Origin of the sequence: Yersinia vastinensis (genome assembly GCF_902726565.1) — a bacterium.
Classification (GTDB): Bacteria; Pseudomonadota; Gammaproteobacteria; order Enterobacterales; family Enterobacteriaceae; genus Yersinia; species Yersinia vastinensis.
In genome coordinates, this window is record NZ_CACVAF010000005.1 from 138,504 (window position 1) to 162,826 (window position 24,323).

Below are 24,323 nucleotides of genomic sequence, written 5' to 3' on the forward strand. Positions count from 1 at the left end.
TATTCGTAACAAAATAGGGCGATGCGACAGCTCGACGGATGACGCACAGAAAATAGAATCTGATATTACTTGCTATAAAAGGATGGTCGTTGTGGCAAGCTAACTGGAACAATCGCACCACTTTCCTGCGCCGCAATGCAGGCATCGGCAGTCACCGCAGCAGCAAAGCCATCCCAAGCAGAAGGCCCTGTGAGTTTTTCAGCTAGAACATCATTGATAAAGGCTTGTAATTCGATATCGTAGGCGTCGATAAAACGATCCTTCCAATCGATGAGGATTTCATGTGATAGACGTGCTTCACTGCGCAGGAGTACTGAAGATGGCTCGGGTAATTTTGCTATGCCGATATCACCTACAACCTCGCATTGAATATCATAGCCGTATTGGCAATTCACAAAAATCTCTACATCAATACGTGTCCCTTTTGCCGTTTCAAATAACACAACTTGTGGGTCTCTCAAGTGCGCTTTGGCATGTTTAGCTTTGCGCGGGAAAACAACTTGGACAGAAACATAGTCATCATCCAGCAACCAACGCAATACATCAATTTCATGGATTAAGGTGTCAGTGATAGCCATACTCGTGGTGTAGTTATCCCCAACTCTTGGGTTTCTGTGAGCGCAATGCAGCATTAATGGTTCGCCAATCTTTCCACTAGTAATCACATCTTTTAATGCACGGTAACCTTGATCATAAGGGCGCATAAATCCAACTTGAACCAAGCGTTTACCTTGTGCCGCTTCTGCTTCTACAATGCGCTTACAACCCTCAGCAGTCACAGCTAATGGCTTTTCACAAAAAACGTATTTACCCGCAGCAATGGCCGCCAAAACAAACTCTTCATGGCTCGGCCCCCAAGAGGTGACTAATACTGCATCCACCTCTTTGGCATTTATGACTTCATAACCATCAGTGTAAATATGTGCTTCGATACCAAGGTCGCGAATAACTTTGGTAGCATGTTCACGGTTAATATCGGTTACAGCAACCACGCGGCTACCCTGCAAGACTTTGCTACAACGGCGAATATGATCCTGACCAATCGCGCCCGTTCCGATAACACCAATATTTAACGACATATTATTTTCCTCATGAAGTTTCAGTTTGCAGGTAATACCTGCTCGTTTTACGACTTCACATCTAGATCAAATACAATTAGCGTTAGTAATCACGGGCTTTGGCAATGTTTTGCTCTAATACCCGAACCACTGCGTCCGTCCTTTCATTCTCAGAAACCTGAGCAACCCCGACCCGCCACCAGCTCAGGTACTTATGCACCATGGTTTTCGGCAGGACTTTTATGTCGATTAGGGTTGAAATCGTCTGCAAACGGGCATCGGCCAATGCATCGATAAGTTGCTGTTCAGTGGAAACACGATATGTTTTACAACCATAGGCGGCTGCCAACATAGCAAAGTCTACCGGGACAAAATCACCATCTAATTGGCCAGTTTCTGGGTTACGGAAACGGAACTCAGTGGCATAACTGTCCATGCCATGTTCCATTTGGAGATTGTTGATACAGCCATTGGTCATATTGTCGAATAATACGACATTAATCTTGCAGCGCTCTTGAATGGATGTAACCAGCTCAGAATGCAGCATCATAAAGGCACCATCACCGACTAACGAATAGACTTCACGGCTAGGCTCTGCCAGCTTCACACCTAATGCAGCACTAACTTCATAACCCATGCACGAATAGCCGTACTCAACGTGATAGCCATTACTCCCTTTTGTGCGCCAAACCCTCTGTAAATCTCCTGGTAAGCTGCCTGCCGCTGCAACAATGACGGCATCTTGAGGTAATTGATTATTGAGCACGCCAAGCACTTGGCTTTGTGTCAAGAAAGAGCCTGTTTTATTGATGAATTCAGCAAACACTTTCTCGCGGTCTAAATGGTCATTAATTTCAGGGATGAAATCATCAGCATGATATTCCACCTGATAAACTCGTTGAGTCTCAGCGAGTTGTTCAGCCCGCATTCGGGCTATTTCACCGCCCCAGCCCGCATGATAGCCAGTATTACCCAGTTGTTGATGCAATGCTGATAATGCTTCACGCGCATCAGCCAGCAATTGCAAGCCGTCTAATTTACCAGCATCAAAAGCGCTGACATTAATATTCAGAAATGCAACATCCGGGTTCTGGAATAACCACTTAGACGACGTAGTAAAATCGGTGTAACGCGTGCCGACACCAATCACCAAGTCAGCCTGTTTTGCCAAGGTGTTAGCCGCCAGACACCCTGTTTCGCCAATGCCACCGAGATTAAGTTCATGTTCAGAGCTAATCGTACCTTTGCCCGCTTGTGTTTCTACCCACGGTAAACCAAAACATTCAGCAAATCGCTGTAACGCCTGACCGGCTTGTGAGTATTTTACTCCACCACCACACACCAGAATGGGCCTACGTTTTGAAGTAATCAAAGCGATGGCATCCGCAAGCATTACAGCACTGGCGGGGCGTCTATCAAGATGATGGATGCGCTTATTGAAAAAATAATCAGGATAATCATAGGCTTCAGCCTGAACATCTTGTGGTAAACACAGCGTCACCGCTCCTGTTTCAGCAGGATCTGTCAGTACCCGCATCGCATTAATACAAGCACTCATCAGTTGCTCTGGCCGTGTAATACGATCCCAATATTTACTGACCGGTTTGAATGCATCATTGGTGCTAATACTCAGATCATGAGATTGTTCAATCTGTTGCAGCACAGGATCTGGCTGGCGTGATGCAAATACATCACCAGGAAGTAAGAGTAACGGGATTCGGTTAGCTGTTGCAGTCGCGGCAGCGGTAACCATATTGGCACTACCTGGCCCGACAGATGATGTACAAGCATAGATTTGCTGGCGCAGCTTTTGTTTAGCGAAACCGGTAGCAGCATGGGCCATTCCTTGTTCATTTCGCCCCTGATGAACCACTAATTCACCACAATCTTGTTCCAGAGCCTGCCCAACCCCGAGTACGTTACCATGGCCAAAAATAGCAAAAATACCTTTGATAAATTTGATTTCCTGACCATCAACCAGCAGGAATTGATTGTCCAAAAACCGGACTAATGCCTGTGCCGTGGTTAGCCGAATCTTATTCATTTATCCATCCTTTGCTTTATTTGCGCGACCATGGTGGCTGAGATACTTCCAGCCTCTGAGGATACGTCTGCCGAAGAGAAGAAGCTGACTTGATGACTTCCACTATGTTGACGGCTGTTAAGTGAAACATAGCAGGGATTATAAACAAATATTTTTTTCATAAAATAACATTACAGAAGAAACATTTCATTCTGCGATGAGGATCAAATAATCAGGTAAACATTGAAACTATAAAGCCGACGTTTGTTACTCTCTGACGGCATCAATTAAAATCAATAAGGTATAGTCATAATCAATTGATAATATTATATATATATGACTTATTATCACGAATATACCTACCTCTAAAAGCCACCAACAGTTAGCCCAGTTCATTAATGTAAGTCTCATTTAGAGCCGTGATATCAGGCTTTTAGCCATGTCACATAACCGGGAAATAAATTTCATTTAATATTGAGTTTGAAATATTTATTCCTCATACTGGTTTCAGAAACGTGATTACAGCGGTCATTGTCGGGGTTTGCATTAATACAGAAGGAAATGGGGATGGGTACACAACACAAAGTGCTGGATGTCATATGTATCGGGCGAATTGCCGTCGATTTTTATGGGCAACAGATTGGTTCCCGGCTGGAAGATACCAGTACATTCGCCAAATATTTGGGCGGTTCGTCGGGTAATGTTGCTTATGGAACGGCGATTCAAGGCTTGAAGTCAGGGATGTTGGCACGTGTGGGTGATGAGCATATGGGCCGTTTCCTACGTGAAGAATTACAACGTGTTGGGGCTGATACCCGTTTCCTTATTACTGATAAACAACGCCTGACTGCTTTGGTGATTCTGGGTATTAAAGATCAAGAGACTTTCCCACTGATCTTTTACCGTGAAAACTGTGCGGATATGGCACTGACACCGGACGATATTAACGAATCCTATATCGCGTCATCACGCGCACTGGCTATCACTGGCACCCATCTTTCTCACCCGAATACACGCGCAGCGGTACTCAAAGCATTGGAATATGCACATAAGCATGGTTTACGAACAGCTCTGGATATCGATTACCGCCCAGTATTATGGGGCTTAACCTCCCTTGGTGACGGTGAAACACGTTTCATTGAATCAGAAAAAGTCACTCAGGAATTGCAGGAGGTTCTGCATCATTTCAATTTAATTGTTGGTACCGAAGAAGAATTCCATATTGCCGGAGGCAGTACAGACACACTAAAGGCCTTACAGAATGTGCGCAAAGCAACACAGGCAACACTCGTCTGCAAGCGCGGAGCGCAAGGCTGCTCAGTATTTGAAGGAGAAATCCCCAGCAGTTGGGAGTTAGTCAAATTGCATTCCGGTGTGCGTGTTGAGGTTCTCAATGTCTTGGGGGCGGGTGATGCATTTATGTCTGGCCTGCTGCGCGGTTACCTTAATGATGAAAGCTGGGAACAAGCCTGCCGCTACGCCAATGCTTGTGGCGCACTGGTTGTTTCGCGACATGGCTGTGCACCGGCCATGCCAACCAAGATTGAATTAGATGATTATCTCTGTCGTGAAAATTGGGTCCCACGCCCTGACCGTGATGCTCGACTCAACCATTTGCATCGAGTGACCACTCGCAAACAACAGTGGCCAGAACTTTGTGTGTTTGCTTTTGATCACCGTAAACAACTCGCTGACATGGCTCGTGACGCAGGTGTGAGCGAGGACAGAATCCCTAAACTTAAAACATTACTGCTGCAAGCAGCACAGCAGGCCGCCCAAGAGTCTGGGCTGGAACATAAAAGTGGTATTCTGGCAGATACGACTTATGGTCAGGAAGCACTCAACGCTATTACGGGCCAAGGGTGGTGGATAGGCCGACCAATTGAACTGCCAAGCTCAAGGCCATTACGGCTCGAACATGGCAATATTGGTTCCCAACTTATTGATTGGCCGCTAGAACATGTTGTGAAATGTTTGGTTTTTTATCACCCCAAAGACAGTGCAGAGCTGCGCCAACAGCAAGATGAACTCATTCTTGATGTTTACCATGCTTGCTGTAAATCAGGGCATGAATTGCTGTTGGAAGTGATTTTACCTGAAGATAATAAAGATAAAGATGAACGCTATTATATTGAAACTATGGCACATTTTTATCAGCTAGGTATTCAACCAGACTGGTGGAAGCTACCACCTCTCAGTGCTGAAAACTGGCAACAGGTAGGGCAGTTAATTGAAACTCAAGACCCTTATTGCCGAGGTGTGTTAATTCTTGGCTTAGACTCTCCAGAAGCAATATTAAAAGCAGGTTTTGCCGCAGCAGCACAGGCCCCGTGGGTTAAAGGTTTTGCCGTTGGCAGAACTATCTTTGGACAGTCATCCCGCCATTGGCTACAAGGCGAGTTGGATGATGCCGAGCTTATCTCACAAGTGAAACAAAATTATCAAACACTAATAAGTTATTGGCGGGACTATCGCCCCGTTCTCTGAGCTTGAAATTACTATAATGGCGCTAACGTGGGGACACGCTAGCGCCATTATGCTGCTATCTGCGCTGTTCATTCCGTATTAACCTGAAAAAACCCTGATTTTTGTCAAACTTCATAAACTAATGTCTTTAGGTTACAAGCATTTCCTTTAATATGCCTTTGTGGACTGATTCAAGTCGCAATGAAATAAAAGCAAATACCAATATCAGTAAATGAAATTTTCCAACCACCTGTTAGAATATCTGACAGACATACCCAAAGAACTTGAAATCGCAGGTCAGTTGCAAGCGGTCCATCCCTACAAGCTTACCTCGGTAGGAAATTTGGATGATTGAACTTAGTAGACAACCCTGCAACTTCAAGTACGAAGGGGATAACCTTGAATTTTCCTCTGCCGTGGGCCGAATGGATGAATAACCCAACTCAACTTTCATTGTTACAAGACCAAATTCGTCATCGTTATGAGACATTAAGCAAGCGTTTAAAACAGGTTGCTCGTTATATCTTAGATAACAGTAATAGCATTGCATTTGATACGGTTGCATCTATTGCAGCACAAGCCAGCGTACCACCTTCAACCTTAATTCGGTTTGCAAATGCCTTTGGTTTCAGTGGGTTTAATGAAATGAAACAGGTATTCCGTCAGCATCTGATGGAAGAAACTGTGAACTATACTGAGCGTGCGCGGCTATTCCGTCAAACATCGACCGATGGCAACACTGCGCCAGAAAAACCGGCTGAAATATTGAATGTATTTACGATGGTAAATGCACAAGCACTGCAACAACTAGCAGTACAAACCAGTGCCGAGCAATTAGATAGAGCAGTTGAGTTGTTGAATAACGCTGAAAATATCTATGTGATTGGTCTACGCCGCTCTTTCAGTGTGGCATCCTATTTGACCTATGCATTGCGTCACCTGGAACGGCGCGCTTTCTTGATTGATGGGCTAGGAGGAATGTTCGCTGAACAATTAAGCATGGTGAAACCTAAAGATGTGGTTATTGCCATAAGCTACTCACCTTATGCCCAAGAAGCATTAGAGCTGGTAGAATTAGGTGCAAAAAGTGGCGCACAACAAATTGCCATTACAGACAGCCAAGTCAGCCCATTAGCAGCATTTAGCGATGTCTGTTTTGTGGTGCGAGAAGCGCAGGTCGACGGGTTCCGCTCACAGGTTGCATCCATGTGCCTGGCACAAACACTGGCGGTTTCATTAGCACTGAATAACGCAAAAGAGTAAATCAGTAGAGAGGTTATCTGGGACGTCTGTTTATACCCCAAAGATCCGCAGAATGGGTAGGATCTCGCCTACCCATTTAATTTATGATCTGGCCAATCCTTGCAAAGGAATAGTCTATTTCTTATTTACTGGATATTGATCACCATTGATCCAAGCATGATCCTTTTCCCAAGTAAATTTCCATAGCCGCACCGGTCCAGCCATAACATTCAAATAATAACTATCATAACCTGCCAATGTAGCCACAGGGTGGTAACCCTTTGGTACTTTCACCACATCACGGTTATAAACTGGCATACATTCGTCCAATGAGCGATCGTCGGTATACACACGCTGCATGCAAAAACCTTGCTCTGGATTCAACCGGTGATAATAGGTTTCTTCCAGATAAGTTTCATCGGTGGCATTTTCCTGATCATGTTTGTGGCTTGGGTATGAGCTAGTATTTCCTTCATCAGTATAAACTTCAACCACCAGCAAACTGTCCGCAGGCTCATTATCAGGCAGAATATTATGTACTAAGCGCTGGTTACAGCCCTTACCTCGCCGCTCCACACCCACATCTGCTGGAGTTATGAGACGGGAAGGTAAATGACCATGGCCAGGAGCGCGACAAACAGCCAACTCTATATCAGTCTCAGCTACAATTTTTACATGGTCATGATGTGGTACATAAACAGAATAAGGTGGTATTCGTTCAAACGGACTCATGCGTTTGCCAATATGTGGATACTCAGCACGCTGTGTTGAAACTGAAGCAATCCCAGCAACTAATACCAGACAGAGTTCATTATCAGCACTGTCCAGATCCAGCTTTTTTCCAGCGGCAAGGTGGTAGACATCAAATCCAACAAAACGCCAGCCTGCATTCTCTGGTGAAATATGTTGAATACGCCCATTCGCATCTGGTGCCTGACATTTGGCAAGCAGTGAAGACATGATGATTCTCCTGTTAACAACATGAAATAGCTCGAACAAACACCTTATAGTCGCATTAACCCAACGTCGGCATGCTGTATTCTGAAACTGTTTGCTGACCCGTTGGCCAGCGGGCGGTGGTTGTCTTCATGCGCGTGTAAAAACGCACGCCATCTGTGCCGTGGACATTTAATGCACCGAATACAGACCGCTTCCAACCGCCAAAACTATGAAATGCCATCGGGACTGGAACCGGAACATTCACACCAACCATCCCGGCCTGAACTTCATGAACAAACTGCCGGGCAAAGTGACCGCTACTGGTGAAAATGGCACTCCCGTTACCAAATTCATGACTATTTACAGTACTAATGGCTGTTTGATAATCAGGAACTCTGACAATACCTAGCACCGGCCCAAAGATCTCTTCTTGATAAATCTTCATCTCCGGAGTGACATGGTCAAACAACGTGCCGCCTACATAGTATCCTTGCTCATGACCAGCGACTTTATAATTACGACCATCTGTGATTAACGTCGCACCTTCTTTAACACCTTGATCAATATACCCAAGGACTTTTTTCTGATGGGCGGCTGAAATTAATGGCCCCATTTCATTTTCTTCCCCACCTTGCTGCAAGCCAGGGCCGACACGTAAGCGAGCAATAAGTGGTTTGAGTTTTTCAATTAATTTATCTGCGGTGCTATCACCAACAACAACCGCGATTGGCAGAGCCATACAGCGTTCACCCGCAGAGCCAAATGCCCCCCCCATCAATGCATTTACAGTCGCATCGAGATCAGCATCTGGCATAATAATTGCCTGGTTTTTAGCCGCGCCAAAGGCTTGAACTCGCTTACCATGAGCACTGGCGGTGGTATAAATATGCTCGGCAACGGTAGAGGACCCAACAAAACTCACGGCTTGAATTCGTGGGTCAGTACAAAGTTGAGCAGCGCTTTCATTTGAGCAGTGAACAACATTGAACACACCATCAGGTAGACCAGCTTCAGTCAGTAACTCAGCCAGACGTACTGAAGCTGAAGGGTCCAATGCTGGCGGCTTCAAAATGAAAGTATTGCCACAGGTTAATGCGACTGGAAACATCCACATCGGCACCATAGCAGGGAAGTTAAATGGCGTGATCCCCGCAACGACACCCAAAGGTTGCATCATTGAAAAGCTATCAACCCCGGTGCCAACATCTGCGGAATACTCACCTTTCAATAAGTGCGGGATACCGCAGGCAAACTCAACCACCTCCAACCCACGGGTAATTTCACCCAAGGCGTCGGAATAAACTTTACCGTGCTCACGAACAATTAATTCCGCCAGTTCATCGCGGTGCTGTTCAATAAGTGCTTTGAAATTGAACATAATACGGGCGCGACGCAAAGGGGTTGTCCGTGACCAATCAGCGAAGGCCTCATGAGCAACTCCGATAGCCTGATGCACTTCCTCAGCCGTACTTTGCGTTACCTGGCCTTCAACCAGACCAGTGGCTGGATTATGAATATCGGCAGTCTGGTGGCTGGAGCTCAGACAGTTTTTCCCGCCAATAAAGTTACTCACAATTTTCATGCTTCACCCTCTTTTTAACAGCGGCTATCGCAAGGGTCATTAAAAATGGCTAGTGCCAGACACCTAACGGACCATGCGCTCAATCAGTAAAGGCTATCTTGTGGTAGAGCCAAGATAGCCCGCAAGGCGACCAGCCGCCAGAAAGGCGAAAAACCAGCCGATATGCAGACTCTATTCTATTGAAAAAAAAGTTTCAAATAACTTTCTTTAGAAATTTTATTTTGTGCGATGTATCGCAAGTTCCTGTAAGGTGCCAGCAAGGCGACCAAAATATTCAGAACGCTTACGCATTACACCCATCCAACTGCATTTTCTAGATTTTCCATCCTAAATAAACTGCTAAAGTAAAAAATATAAGTGTCGCCACTCAGATTCCTGTCGCCTTAGATCGCCTTTGCAAGGGTTTTTATTACTCGATATTTGAGCTGAATCGAAAAATTAATATTTCGTTATTTAATAAAAATGAAATGAATGTTCTTATTCAATCAAGTATGCACGTTACTTCAATCCAACTCTTGCTCCTGCTTATTCCTCACAACAGGTCAATGCAGCAGGCTGGCGACAAAGGACACTAAACGGAGTTTTTATGGCATATCAACAGAAAAGGAATACCGGCTATGTGTTACGGATCTGCGGCATCGCCGCTCTCGGTGGCATCTTGTTCGGCTACGACACCGCTGTCATCTCCGGTGCGATAGATTCACTGAAAAGTTACTTTCACCTCAGTCCGGCAGAAACGGGCTGGGCAGTATCCAATGTGGTTATCGGTTGTATCATCGGGGCTTTTATCTCTGGCCCAATTGCTGGCCGTTGGGGGCGCAAAAAAGCCCTAATGTTGGCTGCAGCACTCTTTACCATCTCTGCTATTGGTGCCGCGCTGGCAACAACTTTCACTGTATTTGTTATCTATCGAATTATCGGTGGATTGGCTGTTGGATTGGCCTCGACGGTTTCGCCAATGTATATGTCTGAGGTTTCACCTAAAAATATGCGTGGGCGAGCACTGAGCATGCAGCAATTTGCCATTGTATTCGGCCAGATCGTGATTTTTTACGTTAACTATAAAATTGCCAGCCAAGCAACCGAACTATGGCTTATTGAATATGGTTGGCGTTGGATGATTGGCTCAGCTGTTATTCCCTGCGCACTATTTTGTATCTTTGTTTTCTTTATCCCTGAATCACCGCGTTGGTGTGTCATGGTCGGTCGAGAGGAACAGGCACTTGCCATGCTCACCAAGGTGTCCAATGCCAATCATGCCCAGAATGTACTGAACGAGATAAAAGAATCACTGGCACAAGATAGGCAACAACATAAGAACCGGTTGAACTATGGCGATTACAGAGTTCGCTTCATTATTTTTGTCGGCTGCATGTTGGCGATGCTGCAACAAGTGACCGGCGTTAACGTCATGATGTACTACGCTCCTGTCGTACTGAAAGTCGTCACCGGTAATATGCAAGAGGCATTATTCCAAACTATCTGGCTCGGTGTGCTTCAACTGGTCGGTTCCGTTATCGGTGCAATACTGATGGATCGCATGGGGCGCTTACCACTGATGCGTTTTGGGACTATCGGTACCATCCTTGGGTTACTGATAACCTCCTTCGCGCTCTACAACCAATCAACCGGATATCTGGCGCTATTTGGCATGCTGTTCTTTATGATTTTCTATGCACTCTCTTGGGGGGTCGGGACTTGGGTACTGATTTCTGAAATATTCCCCAATCGTATGCGGGCGCAGGGCATGAGTATTGCCGTTGGTTGTATGTGGGTCGCCAACTTCGCTGTTTCACAAAGCTTCCCGATGATGAATGACCAGCCTTACCTTTCATCTCAATTCCACGGTGCCTTCCCAATGTGGATTTTCGCTATTTGCTGCTTGTTTAGCTATTGGTTTATCTGCCGCTTTGTTCCTGAAACCAAAGGTGTGGCATTGGAGCATATGGAAGAGGCTATGCTGGCAAAAAGAGCAAAACAACCCTTACCCACAGCTATGCCGGTAACCCCCGGCAGGAGCAAATAACATGTCTATTGCCCAAAATCGTTTCTGCATTAATCGCAAAATCGCTCCCAATTTAAGTATTGAAAACTTCTTTCGTCTGGTTAAAAAGTGCGGATTAAATAAGGTAGAACTCCGCAATGACATGGCGAGTGGAAAGGTAACGGATGAGTTGACCACTGCACAACTTAATGCTCTGGCCGGTGAATACGAAATTGAAATTGTCACTATCAACGCACTGCAATATTTCAATTTGCCTGAGTACAGTTCTGCACTGCAGCAAGAAGCAGAAAACATGCTGAAACTGGCGCAAGCAATTCACTGCCAAGGGATTATTTTGTGTCCAAACTGTAGTGCCAGTGACCGGCGCTCAGTCGAGCAAAAAGAGCAAGACACGCTGAATGCGTTGTTGCTGCTCGCACCACTGTTTAAAAAATATCAGGTGACCGGACTGGTGGAACCTTTGGGTTTTGGTATCAGTTCATTACGTTCTCATCTGCTCACGCAATCGATCATTCGCAAGTCAGCCGCCCCTTACAAAATGGTGTTAGATACCTTCCACTACTATCTGAGTGATATTGCTCAAGCCGAGTTTGATGCGCATATCGATGTTAACACCATTGGTTTAGTACATCTTTCTGGTGTTGAAGAAACCCGTTTAAAATCTACACTGACGGATGAAGATCGCATCATGCTAAGTGAGCAAGATAAACTTAACAGTAAGCAGCAAGTTATGAATCTTGAGCGGCTGGGTTATCAAGGAATATATGCCTTCGAACCCTTTTCTTCACAGTTGAATACCTGGTCAGAAGCCGATATTGAAAGAGAGGTACGCAAGAGTATTGCTTATCTACGAAATGAATAAGTCGCCCTAATAGGTACAATTTAGCGCTTTATATTGGAATTTAAAATGTGTCATCGGGATACCTACTGACTCAGGCATCCCGAAATCGGCTGGATAACATGTCTATTTTCGCCGTTCCTTACCCTCTCACAGGCTATTGAGTTCGTCGACCACACCCTCTAACAACCAGACTCGCGATACCAGAGAAAGTAATCAGAGCAACGACCCCCGTCCATCCCATTTTTTCCAACATCAGGCTACCTAAAGCAGAGCCAACAGCCATCCCAACAAATACACCGGTAAATAATAATGCATTGAGTCGACTACGAGCGGCAGGTTCCAAGCCATAAATAATGGTTTGATGTGCTACCAATGTGGCTTGAACCCCAAAATCAAAACCAATTGCACTAACAACAATAAGCCCTATTTGAAGTTGGAACGGTAACAAAGGTAAAAGAAACAGAGAAGCAAATGACAGTGTTGCCAGACCTGCACCAATCAGCGTCACGACTTGTGGCCCACGGCGATCTGCCAGTGTTCCCGCTAATGGTGCAGCTAGGGCACCCGCAGCACCCGCAAGACCAAATGCCCCCGCCACAGCACTGCCCAGATGATAAGTATCCTGTAACATCACAGCCAGAGTTGACCAGAAAGCACTAAACCCTACAGATAATAATCCCTGTGATAACGCAGCTCGACGTAACTCTTTAAACTGAAGCCATAGATGACTCATTGAAGCGAACAATGCGGGATAACTCAGTGTCGAGGTCGCAGGAACTCGTGGCAAGCGGCGCCATATCACAAGAGTGATTAAAATAACGGACAGCGCAGCCCCGATATACAGTGATCGCCAACCGAAGTATTCAGCAACAAATCCACTTAATACTCGTGACAGCAAAATTCCCAGCAGTAAACCCGTCATCACCGTTCCGACCGTTTTTCCCCTTTGTGCTGCTGAAGCCAACGTAGCAGAAGCCGGAACAATGTCCTGAGCCATCGTTGCCGAAATACCAATAACAAAGCTGGTGACTAATAGGCCACTCATACCCGGAACAAAACCGCTAAACAGCAATGCTGCTGTCAGCAAAATACCTTTCAATAGAATGATAATTCGGCGGTCATGACGATCACCCAGTGGAGCAAGTAATAATATGCCCAACGCATAACCAATTTGGGTCAGTGTCGGTATCATACCTACCGCGCCAACACGGGCATGCAAATCAGAACCCATGACACCCAGCAGCGGCTGGCTGTAATAAATTGATGCGACGCTAAGACCTGCACCGGTTGCCAACATCAGAACTGTTCGACCTGTAAGGGCCTGTTCAGGACTTGCGGTGTGGGTTGATGTGGATTGGATGACTGACATGATGGCTACCTGTAATGATATTGAGGCTGTATTTTTACGCGCTCGGATGCATCTTGGTAGTCGCACAGAGAGTAAAACTGTTATACGCTTGACGTATGAAAGAATCTAATTTAGCAAGCATTGATCGTATAGAATTAATGCAAACATTTATTCGTATCGTTGAGGCGGGGAGCTTATCCGCAGCAGCCATTCGTCTGGGAACAAGCCAACCAACCATTAGCCGCCGGTTACAAACACTGGAGCGTCTGCTTGGTTTGAAATTATTGCAACGTACCACGCATATTATGAAATTGACGGATGATGGCGAACGTTGCTTTGCCCATGCCAAAGAATTGGTTAAGAGCTGGGATGCAATGGCGGATGATTTGCGTAGTGCAACAGATGAACCTAGAGGGTTGCTGCGGGTGTTGGTTCCGCATGCTTTCGGGCAAGACCAGTTAATCCAACCACTTAAGGACTATCTGTATCGCTACCCAAAAATGTCAGTTGAGTGGATGCTAAACGATCGCCGCCCAGATTTTATTGCTGAAGGTATTGATTGTGCCATTCAAGTCGGTGCAGTAACCGACCCTTCGGTAGTTGCTATCCTGCTAGCTGAAGTACCACGTATCGTGGTCGCTGCACCTGAGTTATTAGGCAATCACCCCTTGCCCACTCACCCTGAGCAATTACAAAATTTTCGCTGGATTGCATTAAATTCGTTCTACCGCAATGAAGTTGTTCTGAGCCATAAAACGAACGGTGAGATTCAGCGTTTTTCAATTGAGCCGCAATTGAGTACTGACAGCCTGTATGCGTTACGCAACGCCGCATTGGCGGGGGTAGGTGCGGGAATTGCCTCAACATGGGTAATAAGCGATGACCTTACCCAAGGGCGATTAGTTCATCTGGCGCCAAACTGGCACGGGTTACCTTTACCCATCTATTTAGTTTATCCACACGCCAGTTTTTATCCTGCCAGATTACGCGCATTCCTCGATATTATGCGTCAAGCCATGCCAAGTTTGGCGGGAACACAACTTCCAAGTAAGAAATCCAAAGATATTGTAAAGTAGCAGGGCAATCAAATAAATCAGGGAGCTAAATGCCCCCTGATAAGATGACGATAAAAATACAATGGTATTTAAGATACAAAAAAATAAATATTAGCTAACGATGCTGTCCACTTTCTCAGCAAAGTCTTTCATACAATCGGCCATATATTGCTGAGTGACTTTTGTCACTTTTTCATAGTTGTTTGCTTGCCATTGCTCCAGCGGAGCTTTAATTGGTTTAGGTTCACAGGTGAAATACATTCCGCTTTTTTGCCAAGTCTCTTTATTTTTACTTAGACTAGTGGCATAACGTAATTCATAGTTAGTTTCTGAACCGGATAAATTCTCATACATTAGTAACCAGACACTTGGGCGTATTTCTATTTTTTCCATATAAAGATGTTTAGGTTTACCCGCCAGCCCTTTCTTTACTTCCGCTTCAATATTTGGCATGAAATAACCAATGCTTGGGTTACTTAAAACAACTATTTTCGTGCCTCTTAGTTCCTCTTTAGTAAACGTACCACCTGAAGCACTACCCGCAAATGCCTGAGCAACAAAAGTGACAACAGATAGACCCACAGCGGCAGCGGTATCCGCACGTGTCACTAGGCGCAATGAGGTATCCGTAGCATGGCTGCCACCTGTCTCCAGCTTGTTATATGCAGAGATGGGTATTTCTGCGCCATTTTCACCACGAATGGCTTTCTTTTCGACTTCAGTATCATAAGGCTGTTTACCAGCACAACCTGATAACAATATAGACACCAATATAAGACAAAGAGATTTAGAGTATTTCACCATATAGTCCTTTAGATAGTCACTTAAATAAAAGTAAGCCAATATAGAATGCTTAACGATGTGTTTTATTAGAGAGAAGTTAACTCAATGTTATATATTGCTGTGTACATAAATATTTCAAGGCAAGATAAATTCATGCATAAGCTACCGATCATATCATCATCTTAGGAAATTTATTAAAGTAAAAAATATTTCATGCGGAAAATACAATTGGTAAAATTAATACTGTCATTAAGCCAAATTGGTTAGATAAAAAAATATTTTTTTGGTTAGTGTGAGATAAAATTATTTAATATGGGTTATTATTAACAAGTAAGGGATATTTCTATATAGAGAAATGCTTCACTCCAGCGTATTTTTTATGGCGCGATGAGAGGGTTCTCTTTAACTCAATCAGCTCGATTAATTGTCTTCCTGATTTAGGCGTGTCTATATGATAAAACCACTAAGGCTGACACTGCGGCTCTACTCTGTCAGATGCCATCTCAGACAATAACCATACTGAAAAATCCCGCATAGCGGCAGTTTCTGTGCGAGATTGTAGGCGAGTCAGCCAATATCCGCCCAAGCTAATCGTCGTGCTAAAAGGCTGGATGATACGTTCGCTGAGTAGTAGATGCGAAAACATGGACGGCGGAGCCAGAGCAACACCTATTTCTGCTTGCGCAGCTTCCAGCATACTCACCGACGAGTCGAACACCATGATTTGTTGAGAAGGTGAAGGTATGCATCCTCCAGCAGCAGTGAACCATGCTGACCATTCATCGCGCCGATAAGAGCGGAGCAGCGTAAATTTTTGCAGGTCATTAGGCTGGCGTAAATTTGCCGCAAATGAAGGCGCGCACAGAGGAGCCAATGGTGCATCGCACAAATATTGTGACTCGGTATCATGCCAAGCACCATTGCCATAACGAATAGCATAATCTAGCCCTTCAGCCACGACATCAACACGGTTGTTATGCGTAGAAAGTAATATATCCACATGTGGATAGCGCTGTTGAAAATTCCGCAGGCGGGCTAATAAGTAGCCGGTTGCAAACGTCCCAACAACACCCACCCTAACTTTTTCACGCATCACTCCAGCAGAAAAACGGTCTAGCGTGTCAGCGATACGATCGAAGGAATCATTAAGGATTGGTAGCAGGTTCTCACCTTCTGTTGTTAACACTAATCCGCGTGAAATCCGAATAAAGAGGCGACAATTGAGACGTTGCTCCAGCGCTTTGACCTGCTGGCTGATGGCTGCATGGGTGACATTTAATTCGATAGCAGCCTTAGTAAAACTTAACTGTCTGGCCGCAGCCTCGAAGGCACGAAGTGAATTTAAAGGAATATAACTGCGCACCATAGGCTCATCTGTTAGATTTTCTATTATCAAGTATCAAATATAATCGATTGTTATCCATAGTCAATCATCGCAAAATCTGCCGCACAAAAGGAGCCACACTGCTTGTCGTTTATCAATCTATGGAAGATTTACCCATGCTGAAAAAATCTATAATCAATACTTTAGTCTTTACCACCATCGCAACTTCTCCACTTTATGCCACGGCACAAACCATACTGACGGAGCAACAGGTCGCGGCTATCGTCAATAAAACTCTTAAGCCGTTGCTCGAACAACAGAATATACCCGGAATGGCTGTCGCTGTTTTTTATGACGGCAAGCCGCAGTTTTTTAACTATGGTGTAGCGGATATAAAAGCCGGTATTCCAGTGACTAAAAATACACTGTTTGAACTTGGCTCGGTCAGTAAGACCTTTACCGGAATAGCCGGGGAATATGCCGCGCAAACCGGCATCATGAATCTTAATGATCCAGTGACAGAATATGCCCCTGAGCTAACGGGGAGCCAGTGGCAAGGTGTGAAAATGTTGCATCTTGCAACGTACACCGCGGGAGGGCTTCCTCTTCAACTGCCCGATTCGGTGACAGACCAAAAATCGCTGTGGCAATATTATCAGCAATGGCAACCACAGTGGGCGCCAGGTGTAATGCGAAATTACTCCAATGCCAGCATCGGTTTATTCGGTGCGTTGGCGGTGAAAAAAAGCCAATTAACATTCGAAAACTACATGAAAGAGTCTGTGTTCCAGCCATTAAAACTGACACATACTTTTATCACTGTCCCTGAATCGATGCAGTCAAACTATGCGTGGGGATATAAGGATGGTCAGCCAGTACGTGTCACCTTGGGCATGCTGGGTGAGGAGGCCTACGGGGTAAAATCCACCACGAAAGATATGGTGAGATTTATGCAGGCCAATATGGAGCCAAACAATCTACCGACCGAAAACGATAAGTTAAAGAAAGCAATAGTCGCAGCTCAATCTCGCTATTTCCAAGCAGGGGATCTGTTCCAAGGATTGGGATGGGAAATGTATAACTGGCCTATCAATCCACAAACAGTCATTGCCGACAGTGGTAATGATATCGCGTTAAAACCGCGTAAAGTGGAGGAATTATTACCACCGCAACCAGCAACACCGGCATCCTGGGTTCATAAGACCGGTGCGACCAATGGTTTTGGCGCCTATATTGTTTTCATCCCGCAGGAGAAGATTGGCATAGTGATGCTAGCTAACAAAAACTACCCTAATCCTGTGCGCGTACAAGCGGCCTATAATATTCTTCAGGCGCTGCGTTAAGAGTCATGCTGCATTATTGCCTCTTAGTCTGATAAATCGGACTAAGAGGCTTTATTTCAACTATCGAAGTCGTTTTATTATTGCACCTGCTTCGCCGCTAATGCCTGAGCACAGGCCCAGCCAGAGCTCCAAGCCCACTGGAAATTGTACCCTCCCAACCAACCGGTGACATCAACCACCTCGCCAATAAAGTACAGACCAGGCACTTTATGGGCCTCCATAGTCTTAGAGGATAACTCTTGGGTATCTACACCACCGATGGTGACTTCAGCCGTACGGTAGCCTTCAGTCCCATTGGGTTGCACACGCCACTGTTGAAGATTGGCGACCAGTGCTGCTTGTTGTGGCGCATTTAATTGCTTTAGCGTGACATCTGGCAGTTGCTCCAGAGTTTGCAGACATTCAACCAACCGTTTAGGGAGCAGTTGAGCTAAGGTGTTTTTCAGCGTCTGATTTGGATGCACTTGTCGCTCATTGTTCAGGAAAGCATCTAAATCAGTATCAGGAAGTAAGTTGATGCTTACATACTCTCCAGCCTGCCAATAGCTTGAAAGTTGCAAAATTGCAGGGCCAGAAAGTCCCCGATGAGTGAATAAAATACTCTCGCGGAAACTCACACTATTTTCTGCGGTAACTACGGCGGGCACAGAAACACCGGAAAGGGTTTGCAGATGCTCCAATAGGGGTTTATGCAAAGTGAAAGGCACCAATGCCGCGCGGGTCGGCAATACTTTTAAACCAAACTGCTCGGCCAGCTTATAACCAAACGGTGAAGCGCCCAATCCAGGCATAGACAGCCCACCAGAGGCCACTACAAGTGAGTTAGTACTCACTTTCAAATCGTTAATCTGGAGCAGGAAACCACTCTCATTTTTTTCGACCGACAGAACATCACTGCGCAGTCGAATGGTCACTTGCCCCAATTCGCACTCTTTTAACAGCAACTCGACAACTTGTTGCGCCGAATCGTCGCAAAATAATTGCCCCAGCGTTTTCTCATGCCAAGCGATACCATAACGATTCATCAGATCGATGAAATCCCACTGGGTATAACGCGCCAAAGCAGATTTACAAAAATGAGGGTTTTGTGACAGGTAGGCGGCAGGTTCTACAAACATATTGGTAAAGTTGCAGCGGCCACCACCGGACATCAGAATCTTACGTCCTGCTTTCTTGCCGTTATCCACCAGCAACACCCGGCACCCTGCTTGCCCCGCCTGCGCCGCACAAAATAGCCCCGCAGCACCCGCACCTATCACTACCACATCAAACTGTTCCACTCTGAGCCTCACTGAGTCAGAAAATCATTGCTGCAAAATTGCCCGCTTTTAGTCGGTTTGCGTATTATTGAGTTCATTCGACCGACAAATTTGCGGCGGAAGATTGTAAGTCGCCCATCGACAGGAAGCCATAGTAAGAAAATGTCTCATACGGTAAAACTAAGTAACCTGCTGATATAACATGCATATGTTGTATAAAAAGATGAATTCATCTGCGGTCATGTCAAAAAAAGGTCATATTTTCCTTTTCCCCACCCCCCATTGTCACTGATAATGCGCCGCGTTCATGTCCACAAACTGGCGTAACGCTTATGCTACATCTTTTCGCTGGCCTGGATTTCCATACCGGCCTAATGTTAGTTCTTGCTTTGTTGTTCGTGCTGTTTTACGAAGCCATCAATGGTTTTCATGATACAGCCAATGCGGTTGCGACCGTAATTTATACCCGTGCCATGCGTTCACAAGTGGCTGTCGTGATGGCAGGGGTGTTTAACTTCCTCGGCGTGATGCTGGGCGGTTTGAGCGTGGCGTATGCCATTGTTCACCTATTGCCTACTGATCTGCTGTTAAACGTCAGTTCGGCACATGGGTTGGCCATGGTCTTCTCTATGCTACTGGCCGCGATTATCTGGAATTTGGGCACTTGGTATTTTGGTATCCCAGCTTCCAGTTCACATACGCTGATTGGTGCAATCATCGGTATTGGTTTAACCAATGCATTAATGACCAGTACATCTGTAGTCGATGCACTGAACGTTCCTAAGATGATTCAAATCTTCCTGTCATTAATCTTATCCCCGATTGTGGGTCTGGTTATTGCAGGGCTGATGGTGTTCCTGCTACGTCGTTACTGGAACGGGACCAAGAAGCAGCAACGTATTCACCTGACACCTGCTGAACGTGAAAAGAAAGACGGTAAACGTAAACCGCCATTCTGGACTCGTACTGCTCTGATCCTATCGGCTATTGGCGTGAGTTTCTCTCACGGCGCTAACGATGGTCAGAAAGGGATTGGCTTGATCATGCTGGTATTAATCGGTGTGGCTCCAGCCGGGTTTGTCGTGAATATGAGTGCTACAGGCTATGATATTGCCCGCACCCGCGATGCAGTGACTCATCTGCAACAATATTATCAACAGCATGTTGAGGTATTACCTCATGCTGTTGCGCTCAAGCCTCTGGTGCCGACACCGGAAACATTGCCGAATACACCAGTACAGTTCCACTGTGATAGCTCACGCGCCATGATAGCCATTGAGCAAGCACAAACACTGCTGGCTAATCTGCAAAGCTATGACGACCTGACAGTTGATCAACGCAGCCATATGCGTCGCTTGCTGATGTGTGTTGCCGAAACCGCAGGTACAGTGGCTAAACTGCCAGAAACCAGTGCGCAAGACCGTCGTTTCCTCAACAATCTACGTACAGATTTGTTGGAAACCGTGGAATACGCACCGACCTGGATTATCGTTGCCGTCGCTCTGGCCCTCTCTTTGGGAACCATGGTTGGCTGGAAACGTGTTGCGGTCACTATCGGTGAGAAAATCGGTAAGAAAGGCATGACCTACGCACAAGGGGTTTCTGCTCAGATGACTGCCGCAGTGTCTATCGGTATTGCCAGTTATACCGGTATGCCAGTATCGACCACACAAGTGCTCTCTTCAGCTGTTGCCGGGACCATGCTGGTTGATGGCGGCGGTGTGCAGAGTAAGACGGTGAAGAACATTATGTTGGCGTGGGTATTAACCTTGCCAATCTCTATTCTTCTTTCCGGCGGGTTGTATTGGATAGCGTTGAAGTTTATCTAAACCGAGCGAATGGATAGTTGTCACAGTGCGCCTTGGTGCAGTGCTGTGATGATACTGAAAGGTCATCGAGCCGGACGGTAAGCGTAAATAAAGGCGGCCTTATTAGGTCGCCTTTTTAGATTTTTTTATGCCAAAAGTTCATACTAATACCACAGCATTAAGCCCACCAGACTGACCACGACTAAACCACATAATGCGCTGGTCAGGATAAATTGCCCACGTAGCCTCTCGCAGCGGCGAATAAACTCCGGATCATGATGATCAAGATAACGTTGAGCAAAGATATAACCGACTAATCTAATTTGCTTGCTCGGCTGACCGTGGGAGGTAAAAAAACCACCGCCATCAACATACTGATACAGCAACGGGTCGCAACCACGTAAGACCACTAACAAAGCACGTAGTGATGAGTAATAACGTGCCATATTAATCACACATACCACACACAAAGCCCAAAAAAGCGCGACGGTACTGATCATAATCATCCTCCCAGCGATATCACACGCATTAAGGCCAGTTGCCTGTTCCTTTTGCGCCATCGCTCACTCTAGCCGATACAAACACCCCCAGGGCATCAAAAGCCACCCCCTATCGTTCGCTTTTTGACGGTGGCTCGATGCGTTTTCGCGCGACACACTATCCGAACGTGTAGGACTCCCTCTATGAGTGTAGGAAATGAAATGAAAAATAGCCTGATAATCTCTAAATTAAGCCTTATCTCGCCGCGGTTAAGAACCGATGAGTACTAACTTATATTTAATCTCATTTGTTGGAGATGGCGTTTAATCCACACAGAGATTGTCTAAATATTAATCTTTCTTAACTAACACCCATAGATTCGACAGCCGCTTTTTATAAGCTATATTTGCATCACAAATATGAAATTCCATTCATCGGGATGATTTATCGGCGCTATACTTAATGTAATGATCTGCTTTAAATTCAATCAATCTGGCGGTGTACCAAGGTAATGAGTGGTAGAGTTTGACTCTTCCTTGGTGTAAAAATAGAGACGCTGATTTTAGTGATCATCATCAAAACAGTGTGTTGTGATCCGTGAAACACTTCAGTTAGGGGTCATAATGCTACAATGTCGATATAGCGTTAGCACCCGTTCAACAGGTTGAATGTTTGCTTACCCATTAATTAACATTATGGAAGGAGTTTACTTATGGCTTACAAACACATTCTGATTGCGGTTGACCTATCTCCGGAAAGTAAGGTGTTGGTAGAAAAAGCGGTCTCCATGGCCAGACCGTACAATGCCAAAGTTTCCTTGATCCATGTTGATGTTAACTACTCAGATCTCTATACCGGCCTGATTGACGTTAATCTTGGCGATATGCAAAAACGCATTTCTGAAGAAACTCATAATGCGTTGACTGAGCTGTCACAAAACGCAGGCTACCCTATTGAGCAAACGCTAAGTGGTAGTGGTGATTTGGGGCAGGTCTTGGTTGATGCCATTAAGAAATATGATATGGACTTGGTATTATGCGGCCATCATCAGGATTTCTGGAGTAAGTTGATGTCTTCAGCGCGCCAGTTAATCAATACCGTACATGTCGATATGCTCATCGTGCCACTGCGTGATGAGGACGATAACGAAGATAATTAAAACTTTCCGATGCTGATTCTCTCCTAAACGCCCGCATATGCGGGCGTTTTTATTGCATTTCCTTGTATCTGCCCGACAACACTCTGTTGTTAATAAGCACACTAAGTTTCGTCAAAAATCCCTTGCTGTCTGAATATAAAGCGATGATATAGTCAAGGATGCACAACATCGTCTCCTCACAGTTTTAATAATAATAATTCGTAGGGAGAGTCTTAATTGGTACAAGGAATTATTAGTGATGAATGGTTTAACCTCTCTGGAGTCGTTTTTAGAATCTTTACAACAACGTGATGCCAACCAACCAGAATATCTCCAAGCTGTACGTGAAGTTTTTACCTCACTTTGGCCCTTTCTGGAACAGAACCCACATTACCGTGAACAAAGCTTACTGGAACGTTTAGTCGAACCAGAGCGCGTTATTCAATTCCGTGTGGCTTGGACTGATGATCAAGGAAAAGTTCAGGTTAACCGAGCATGGCGCGTTCAATTTAACTCTGCGATTGGCCCTTATAAGGGTGGGATGCGTTTTCACCCCTCAGTAAACTTATCAATTCTTAAGTTCCTCGGTTTTGAGCAGACATTTAAAAATGCGCTGACAACATTGCCAATGGGCGGTGGTAAAGGCGGTTCTGATTTTAATCCGAAAGGAAAAAGTCAGGCTGAAGTCATGCGTTTTTGCCAAGCCTTGATGACTGAGCTTTACCGTCATCTTGGCCCAGATACCGATGTTCCTGCGGGAGACATTGGTGTTGGCGGCCGTGAAGTGGCCTTTATGTCCGGTATGATGAAGAAACTGTCTAATAACACGGCTTGCGTCTTCACCGGTAAAGGTCTTTCTTTCGGCGGCAGCCTCATTCGCCCGGAAGCAACCGGTTACGGTTTAGTTTATTTCACTGATGCCATGCTAAAACGCCACGGTTTAGGTTTTGAGGGCAGAAAAGTCTCTGTTTCTGGCGCGGGTAACGTTGCTCAATATACTATCGAAAAAGCCATGGAGCTGGGCGCTCGCGTCATTACGGCTTCTGATTCTGGCGGCACAGTGGTGGATGAAGCCGGCTTTACACCGGAAAAATTAGCCCATCTGGCTGACATTAAAAATAAACGTTATGGTCGCATCGAAGACTATGCTCGCGAACGTAATCTGGTTTATTTGGCCAACCAACAGCCATGGAATGTGCCCGTTGATATCGCTTTGCCTTGTGCAACACAAAATGAGCTGGATTTACCTGCCGCTCGCCAGTTGATTGCGAATGGAGTGAAAGCCGTTGCCGAAGGCGCGAATATGCCGACGACAATTCAAGCGACAGATGCTTTCCTGGAAGCTGGCGTGCTGTTCGCTCCGGGTAAAGCAGCCAATGCTGGCGGCGTTGCCACATCCGGTCTGGAAATGGCACAGAATGCGGCTCGTCTGAGCTGGAAGTCAGAAAAAGTTGATGTCCGTCTGCACCACATTATGTTGGATATTCACCAGTCTTGTGTTGAACATGGTGGTGAAGGTAAGCAAACGCATTATGTGCACGGTGCCAATATTGCCGCCTTTGTTAAAGTGGCAGATGCCATGCTGGCCCAAGGTGTGCTGTAAATAATCCTTATTCCCATATTCTTTGC

General features: G+C 45.5%; 18 protein-coding genes. 9 read left to right on the forward strand and 9 right to left on the reverse strand.

Translation table 11 applies throughout. The annotated features are described in order from the left end of the window. Positions 1 to 65 precede the first annotated feature (65 nt). The gene (locus HUZ92_RS09355) at positions 66 to 1,079 is read right to left on the reverse strand and encodes a Gfo/Idh/MocA family protein (RefSeq protein ID WP_145579500.1); all 1,014 of its coding nucleotides are present in this window, start codon (positions 1,077 to 1,079) and stop codon (positions 66 to 68) included. A gap of 82 nt (positions 1,080 to 1,161) precedes the next feature. Continuing rightward, positions 1,162 to 3,102: a 3D-(3,5/4)-trihydroxycyclohexane-1,2-dione acylhydrolase (decyclizing) gene (iolD, locus tag HUZ92_RS09360; protein WP_050140023.1), complete on the reverse strand. Its 1,941-nt coding sequence runs from the start codon at positions 3,100 to 3,102 to the stop codon at positions 1,162 to 1,164. A 546-nt stretch (positions 3,103 to 3,648) separates the two neighbouring features. Between iolD and HUZ92_RS09365 the strand changes: the two genes are divergently transcribed. Both HUZ92_RS09365 and HUZ92_RS09370 read left to right on the forward strand, forming a co-directional pair. Next, positions 3,649 to 5,568 (forward strand): bifunctional 5-dehydro-2-deoxygluconokinase/5-dehydro-2-deoxyphosphogluconate aldolase, encoded by a 1,920-nt coding sequence (locus HUZ92_RS09365; RefSeq protein ID WP_174846814.1) that lies wholly within the window; start codon positions 3,649 to 3,651, stop codon positions 5,566 to 5,568. Between the two features lie 408 nt (positions 5,569 to 5,976). Then, on the forward strand, positions 5,977 to 6,810 hold the full coding sequence (locus HUZ92_RS09370; protein WP_004707148.1) for a MurR/RpiR family transcriptional regulator: 834 nt from the start codon (positions 5,977 to 5,979) through the stop codon (positions 6,808 to 6,810). 114 nt (positions 6,811 to 6,924) lie between these two features. Here the strand turns inward: HUZ92_RS09370 and iolB are convergent, their stop codons facing one another. Next, positions 6,925 to 7,749, reverse strand: coding sequence for a 5-deoxy-glucuronate isomerase (gene iolB / locus HUZ92_RS09375; RefSeq protein WP_050295712.1), 825 nt, complete (start codon positions 7,747 to 7,749; stop codon positions 6,925 to 6,927). A 55-nt stretch (positions 7,750 to 7,804) separates the two neighbouring features. After that, the gene (locus tag HUZ92_RS09380; protein WP_050140025.1) at positions 7,805 to 9,310 is read right to left on the reverse strand and encodes a CoA-acylating methylmalonate-semialdehyde dehydrogenase; all 1,506 of its coding nucleotides are present in this window, start codon (positions 9,308 to 9,310) and stop codon (positions 7,805 to 7,807) included. 586 nt (positions 9,311 to 9,896) lie between these two features. Between HUZ92_RS09380 and HUZ92_RS09385 the strand changes: the two genes are divergently transcribed. Both HUZ92_RS09385 and HUZ92_RS09390 read left to right on the forward strand, forming a co-directional pair. Beyond that, positions 9,897 to 11,336 carry a sugar porter family MFS transporter gene (locus HUZ92_RS09385; protein WP_050099508.1) on the forward strand — a complete coding sequence of 480 codons (1,440 nt, stop codon included), beginning with the start codon at positions 9,897 to 9,899 and terminating at the stop codon, positions 11,334 to 11,336. A gap of 1 nt (position 11,337) precedes the next feature. Beyond that, positions 11,338 to 12,177: a TIM barrel protein gene (locus HUZ92_RS09390; protein WP_050140026.1), complete on the forward strand. Its 840-nt coding sequence runs from the start codon at positions 11,338 to 11,340 to the stop codon at positions 12,175 to 12,177. A gap of 133 nt (positions 12,178 to 12,310) precedes the next feature. Here HUZ92_RS09390 and HUZ92_RS09395 read toward each other — a convergent pair whose 3' ends face one another. Continuing rightward, the gene (locus HUZ92_RS09395; RefSeq protein WP_050295705.1) at positions 12,311 to 13,525 is read right to left on the reverse strand and encodes an MFS transporter; all 1,215 of its coding nucleotides are present in this window, start codon (positions 13,523 to 13,525) and stop codon (positions 12,311 to 12,313) included. 95 nt (positions 13,526 to 13,620) lie between these two features. Here HUZ92_RS09395 and HUZ92_RS09400 point away from each other — a divergent pair, with 95 nt between their 5' ends. Continuing rightward, on the forward strand, positions 13,621 to 14,580 hold the full coding sequence (locus tag HUZ92_RS09400; RefSeq protein ID WP_050099505.1) for a LysR family transcriptional regulator: 960 nt from the start codon (positions 13,621 to 13,623) through the stop codon (positions 14,578 to 14,580). A 90-nt stretch (positions 14,581 to 14,670) separates the two neighbouring features. Here HUZ92_RS09400 and HUZ92_RS09405 read toward each other — a convergent pair whose 3' ends face one another. Together HUZ92_RS09405 and ampR are read right to left on the reverse strand one after the other, a co-directional pair. Further along, the gene (locus HUZ92_RS09405; RefSeq protein ID WP_050099622.1) at positions 14,671 to 15,360 is read right to left on the reverse strand and encodes a hypothetical protein; all 690 of its coding nucleotides are present in this window, start codon (positions 15,358 to 15,360) and stop codon (positions 14,671 to 14,673) included. Positions 15,361 to 15,805: 445 nt separating this feature from the next. Continuing rightward, the gene (gene ampR / locus HUZ92_RS09410; RefSeq protein WP_050099504.1) at positions 15,806 to 16,708 is read right to left on the reverse strand and encodes a LysR family transcriptional regulator AmpR; all 903 of its coding nucleotides are present in this window, start codon (positions 16,706 to 16,708) and stop codon (positions 15,806 to 15,808) included. A 134-nt stretch (positions 16,709 to 16,842) separates the two neighbouring features. On the opposite strand from ampR, the gene ampC reads away from it, so the two are divergent. Then, entirely contained in the window at positions 16,843 to 18,009 is a 1,167-nt protein-coding gene (gene ampC, locus HUZ92_RS09415; RefSeq protein ID WP_145579501.1) for a class C beta-lactamase, read from the forward strand. A 77-nt stretch (positions 18,010 to 18,086) separates the two neighbouring features. On the opposite strand, the gene HUZ92_RS09420 is transcribed toward ampC, so the two are convergent. Further along, positions 18,087 to 19,289 carry a BaiN/RdsA family NAD(P)/FAD-dependent oxidoreductase gene (locus HUZ92_RS09420; RefSeq protein WP_145579502.1) on the reverse strand — a complete coding sequence of 401 codons (1,203 nt, stop codon included), beginning with the start codon at positions 19,287 to 19,289 and terminating at the stop codon, positions 18,087 to 18,089. A gap of 311 nt (positions 19,290 to 19,600) precedes the next feature. On the opposite strand from HUZ92_RS09420, the gene pitA reads away from it, so the two are divergent. Further along, positions 19,601 to 21,097 carry an inorganic phosphate transporter PitA gene (gene pitA, locus HUZ92_RS09425; RefSeq protein WP_050099501.1) on the forward strand — a complete coding sequence of 499 codons (1,497 nt, stop codon included), beginning with the start codon at positions 19,601 to 19,603 and terminating at the stop codon, positions 21,095 to 21,097. Between the two features lie 143 nt (positions 21,098 to 21,240). Here the strand turns inward: pitA and uspB are convergent, their stop codons facing one another. Continuing rightward, the gene (gene uspB, locus HUZ92_RS09430) at positions 21,241 to 21,576 is read right to left on the reverse strand and encodes a universal stress protein UspB (RefSeq protein ID WP_005187112.1); all 336 of its coding nucleotides are present in this window, start codon (positions 21,574 to 21,576) and stop codon (positions 21,241 to 21,243) included. 692 nt (positions 21,577 to 22,268) lie between these two features. Between uspB and uspA the strand changes: the two genes are divergently transcribed. Further along, entirely contained in the window at positions 22,269 to 22,715 is a 447-nt protein-coding gene (gene uspA, locus HUZ92_RS09435) for a universal stress protein UspA (protein WP_050099500.1), read from the forward strand. A gap of 238 nt (positions 22,716 to 22,953) precedes the next feature. Further along, complete coding sequence (gene gdhA / locus HUZ92_RS09440) at positions 22,954 to 24,297, forward strand: NADP-specific glutamate dehydrogenase (RefSeq protein WP_050099499.1); 1,344 nt, start codon at positions 22,954 to 22,956, stop codon at positions 24,295 to 24,297. Positions 24,298 to 24,323: the final 26 nt, after the last annotated feature.

Excerpts from the sequence above, each read along its gene's own strand:
- uspA (WP_050099500.1), top strand. The coding sequence starts at position 22,269 with ATGGCTTACAAACACATTCTGATTGCGGTTGACCTATCTCCGGAAAGT.
- pitA (WP_050099501.1), top strand. The coding sequence starts at position 19,601 with ATGCTACATCTTTTCGCTGGCCTGGATTTCCATACCGGCCTAATGTTA.
- ampR (WP_050099504.1), bottom strand. The coding sequence starts at position 16,708 with ATGGTGCGCAGTTATATTCCTTTAAATTCACTTCGTGCCTTCGAGGCT.
- HUZ92_RS09390 (WP_050140026.1), top strand. The coding sequence starts at position 11,338 with ATGTCTATTGCCCAAAATCGTTTCTGCATTAATCGCAAAATCGCTCCC.
- HUZ92_RS09355 (WP_145579500.1), bottom strand. The coding sequence starts at position 1,079 with ATGTCGTTAAATATTGGTGTTATCGGAACGGGCGCGATTGGTCAGGAT.
- iolB (WP_050295712.1), bottom strand. The coding sequence starts at position 7,749 with ATGTCTTCACTGCTTGCCAAATGTCAGGCACCAGATGCGAATGGGCGT.
- HUZ92_RS09365 (WP_174846814.1), top strand. The coding sequence starts at position 3,649 with ATGGGTACACAACACAAAGTGCTGGATGTCATATGTATCGGGCGAATT.
- HUZ92_RS09395 (WP_050295705.1), bottom strand. The coding sequence starts at position 13,525 with ATGTCAGTCATCCAATCCACATCAACCCACACCGCAAGTCCTGAACAG.
- ampC (WP_145579501.1), top strand. The coding sequence starts at position 16,843 with ATGCTGAAAAAATCTATAATCAATACTTTAGTCTTTACCACCATCGCA.
- iolD (WP_050140023.1), bottom strand. The coding sequence starts at position 3,102 with ATGAATAAGATTCGGCTAACCACGGCACAGGCATTAGTCCGGTTTTTG.
- gdhA (WP_050099499.1), top strand. The coding sequence starts at position 22,954 with ATGAATGGTTTAACCTCTCTGGAGTCGTTTTTAGAATCTTTACAACAA.
- HUZ92_RS09370 (WP_004707148.1), top strand. The coding sequence starts at position 5,977 with ATGAATAACCCAACTCAACTTTCATTGTTACAAGACCAAATTCGTCAT.
- uspB (WP_005187112.1), bottom strand. The coding sequence starts at position 21,576 with ATGATCAGTACCGTCGCGCTTTTTTGGGCTTTGTGTGTGGTATGTGTG.
- HUZ92_RS09380 (WP_050140025.1), bottom strand. The coding sequence starts at position 9,310 with ATGAAAATTGTGAGTAACTTTATTGGCGGGAAAAACTGTCTGAGCTCC.
- HUZ92_RS09385 (WP_050099508.1), top strand. The coding sequence starts at position 9,897 with ATGGCATATCAACAGAAAAGGAATACCGGCTATGTGTTACGGATCTGC.
- HUZ92_RS09400 (WP_050099505.1), top strand. The coding sequence starts at position 13,621 with ATGAAAGAATCTAATTTAGCAAGCATTGATCGTATAGAATTAATGCAA.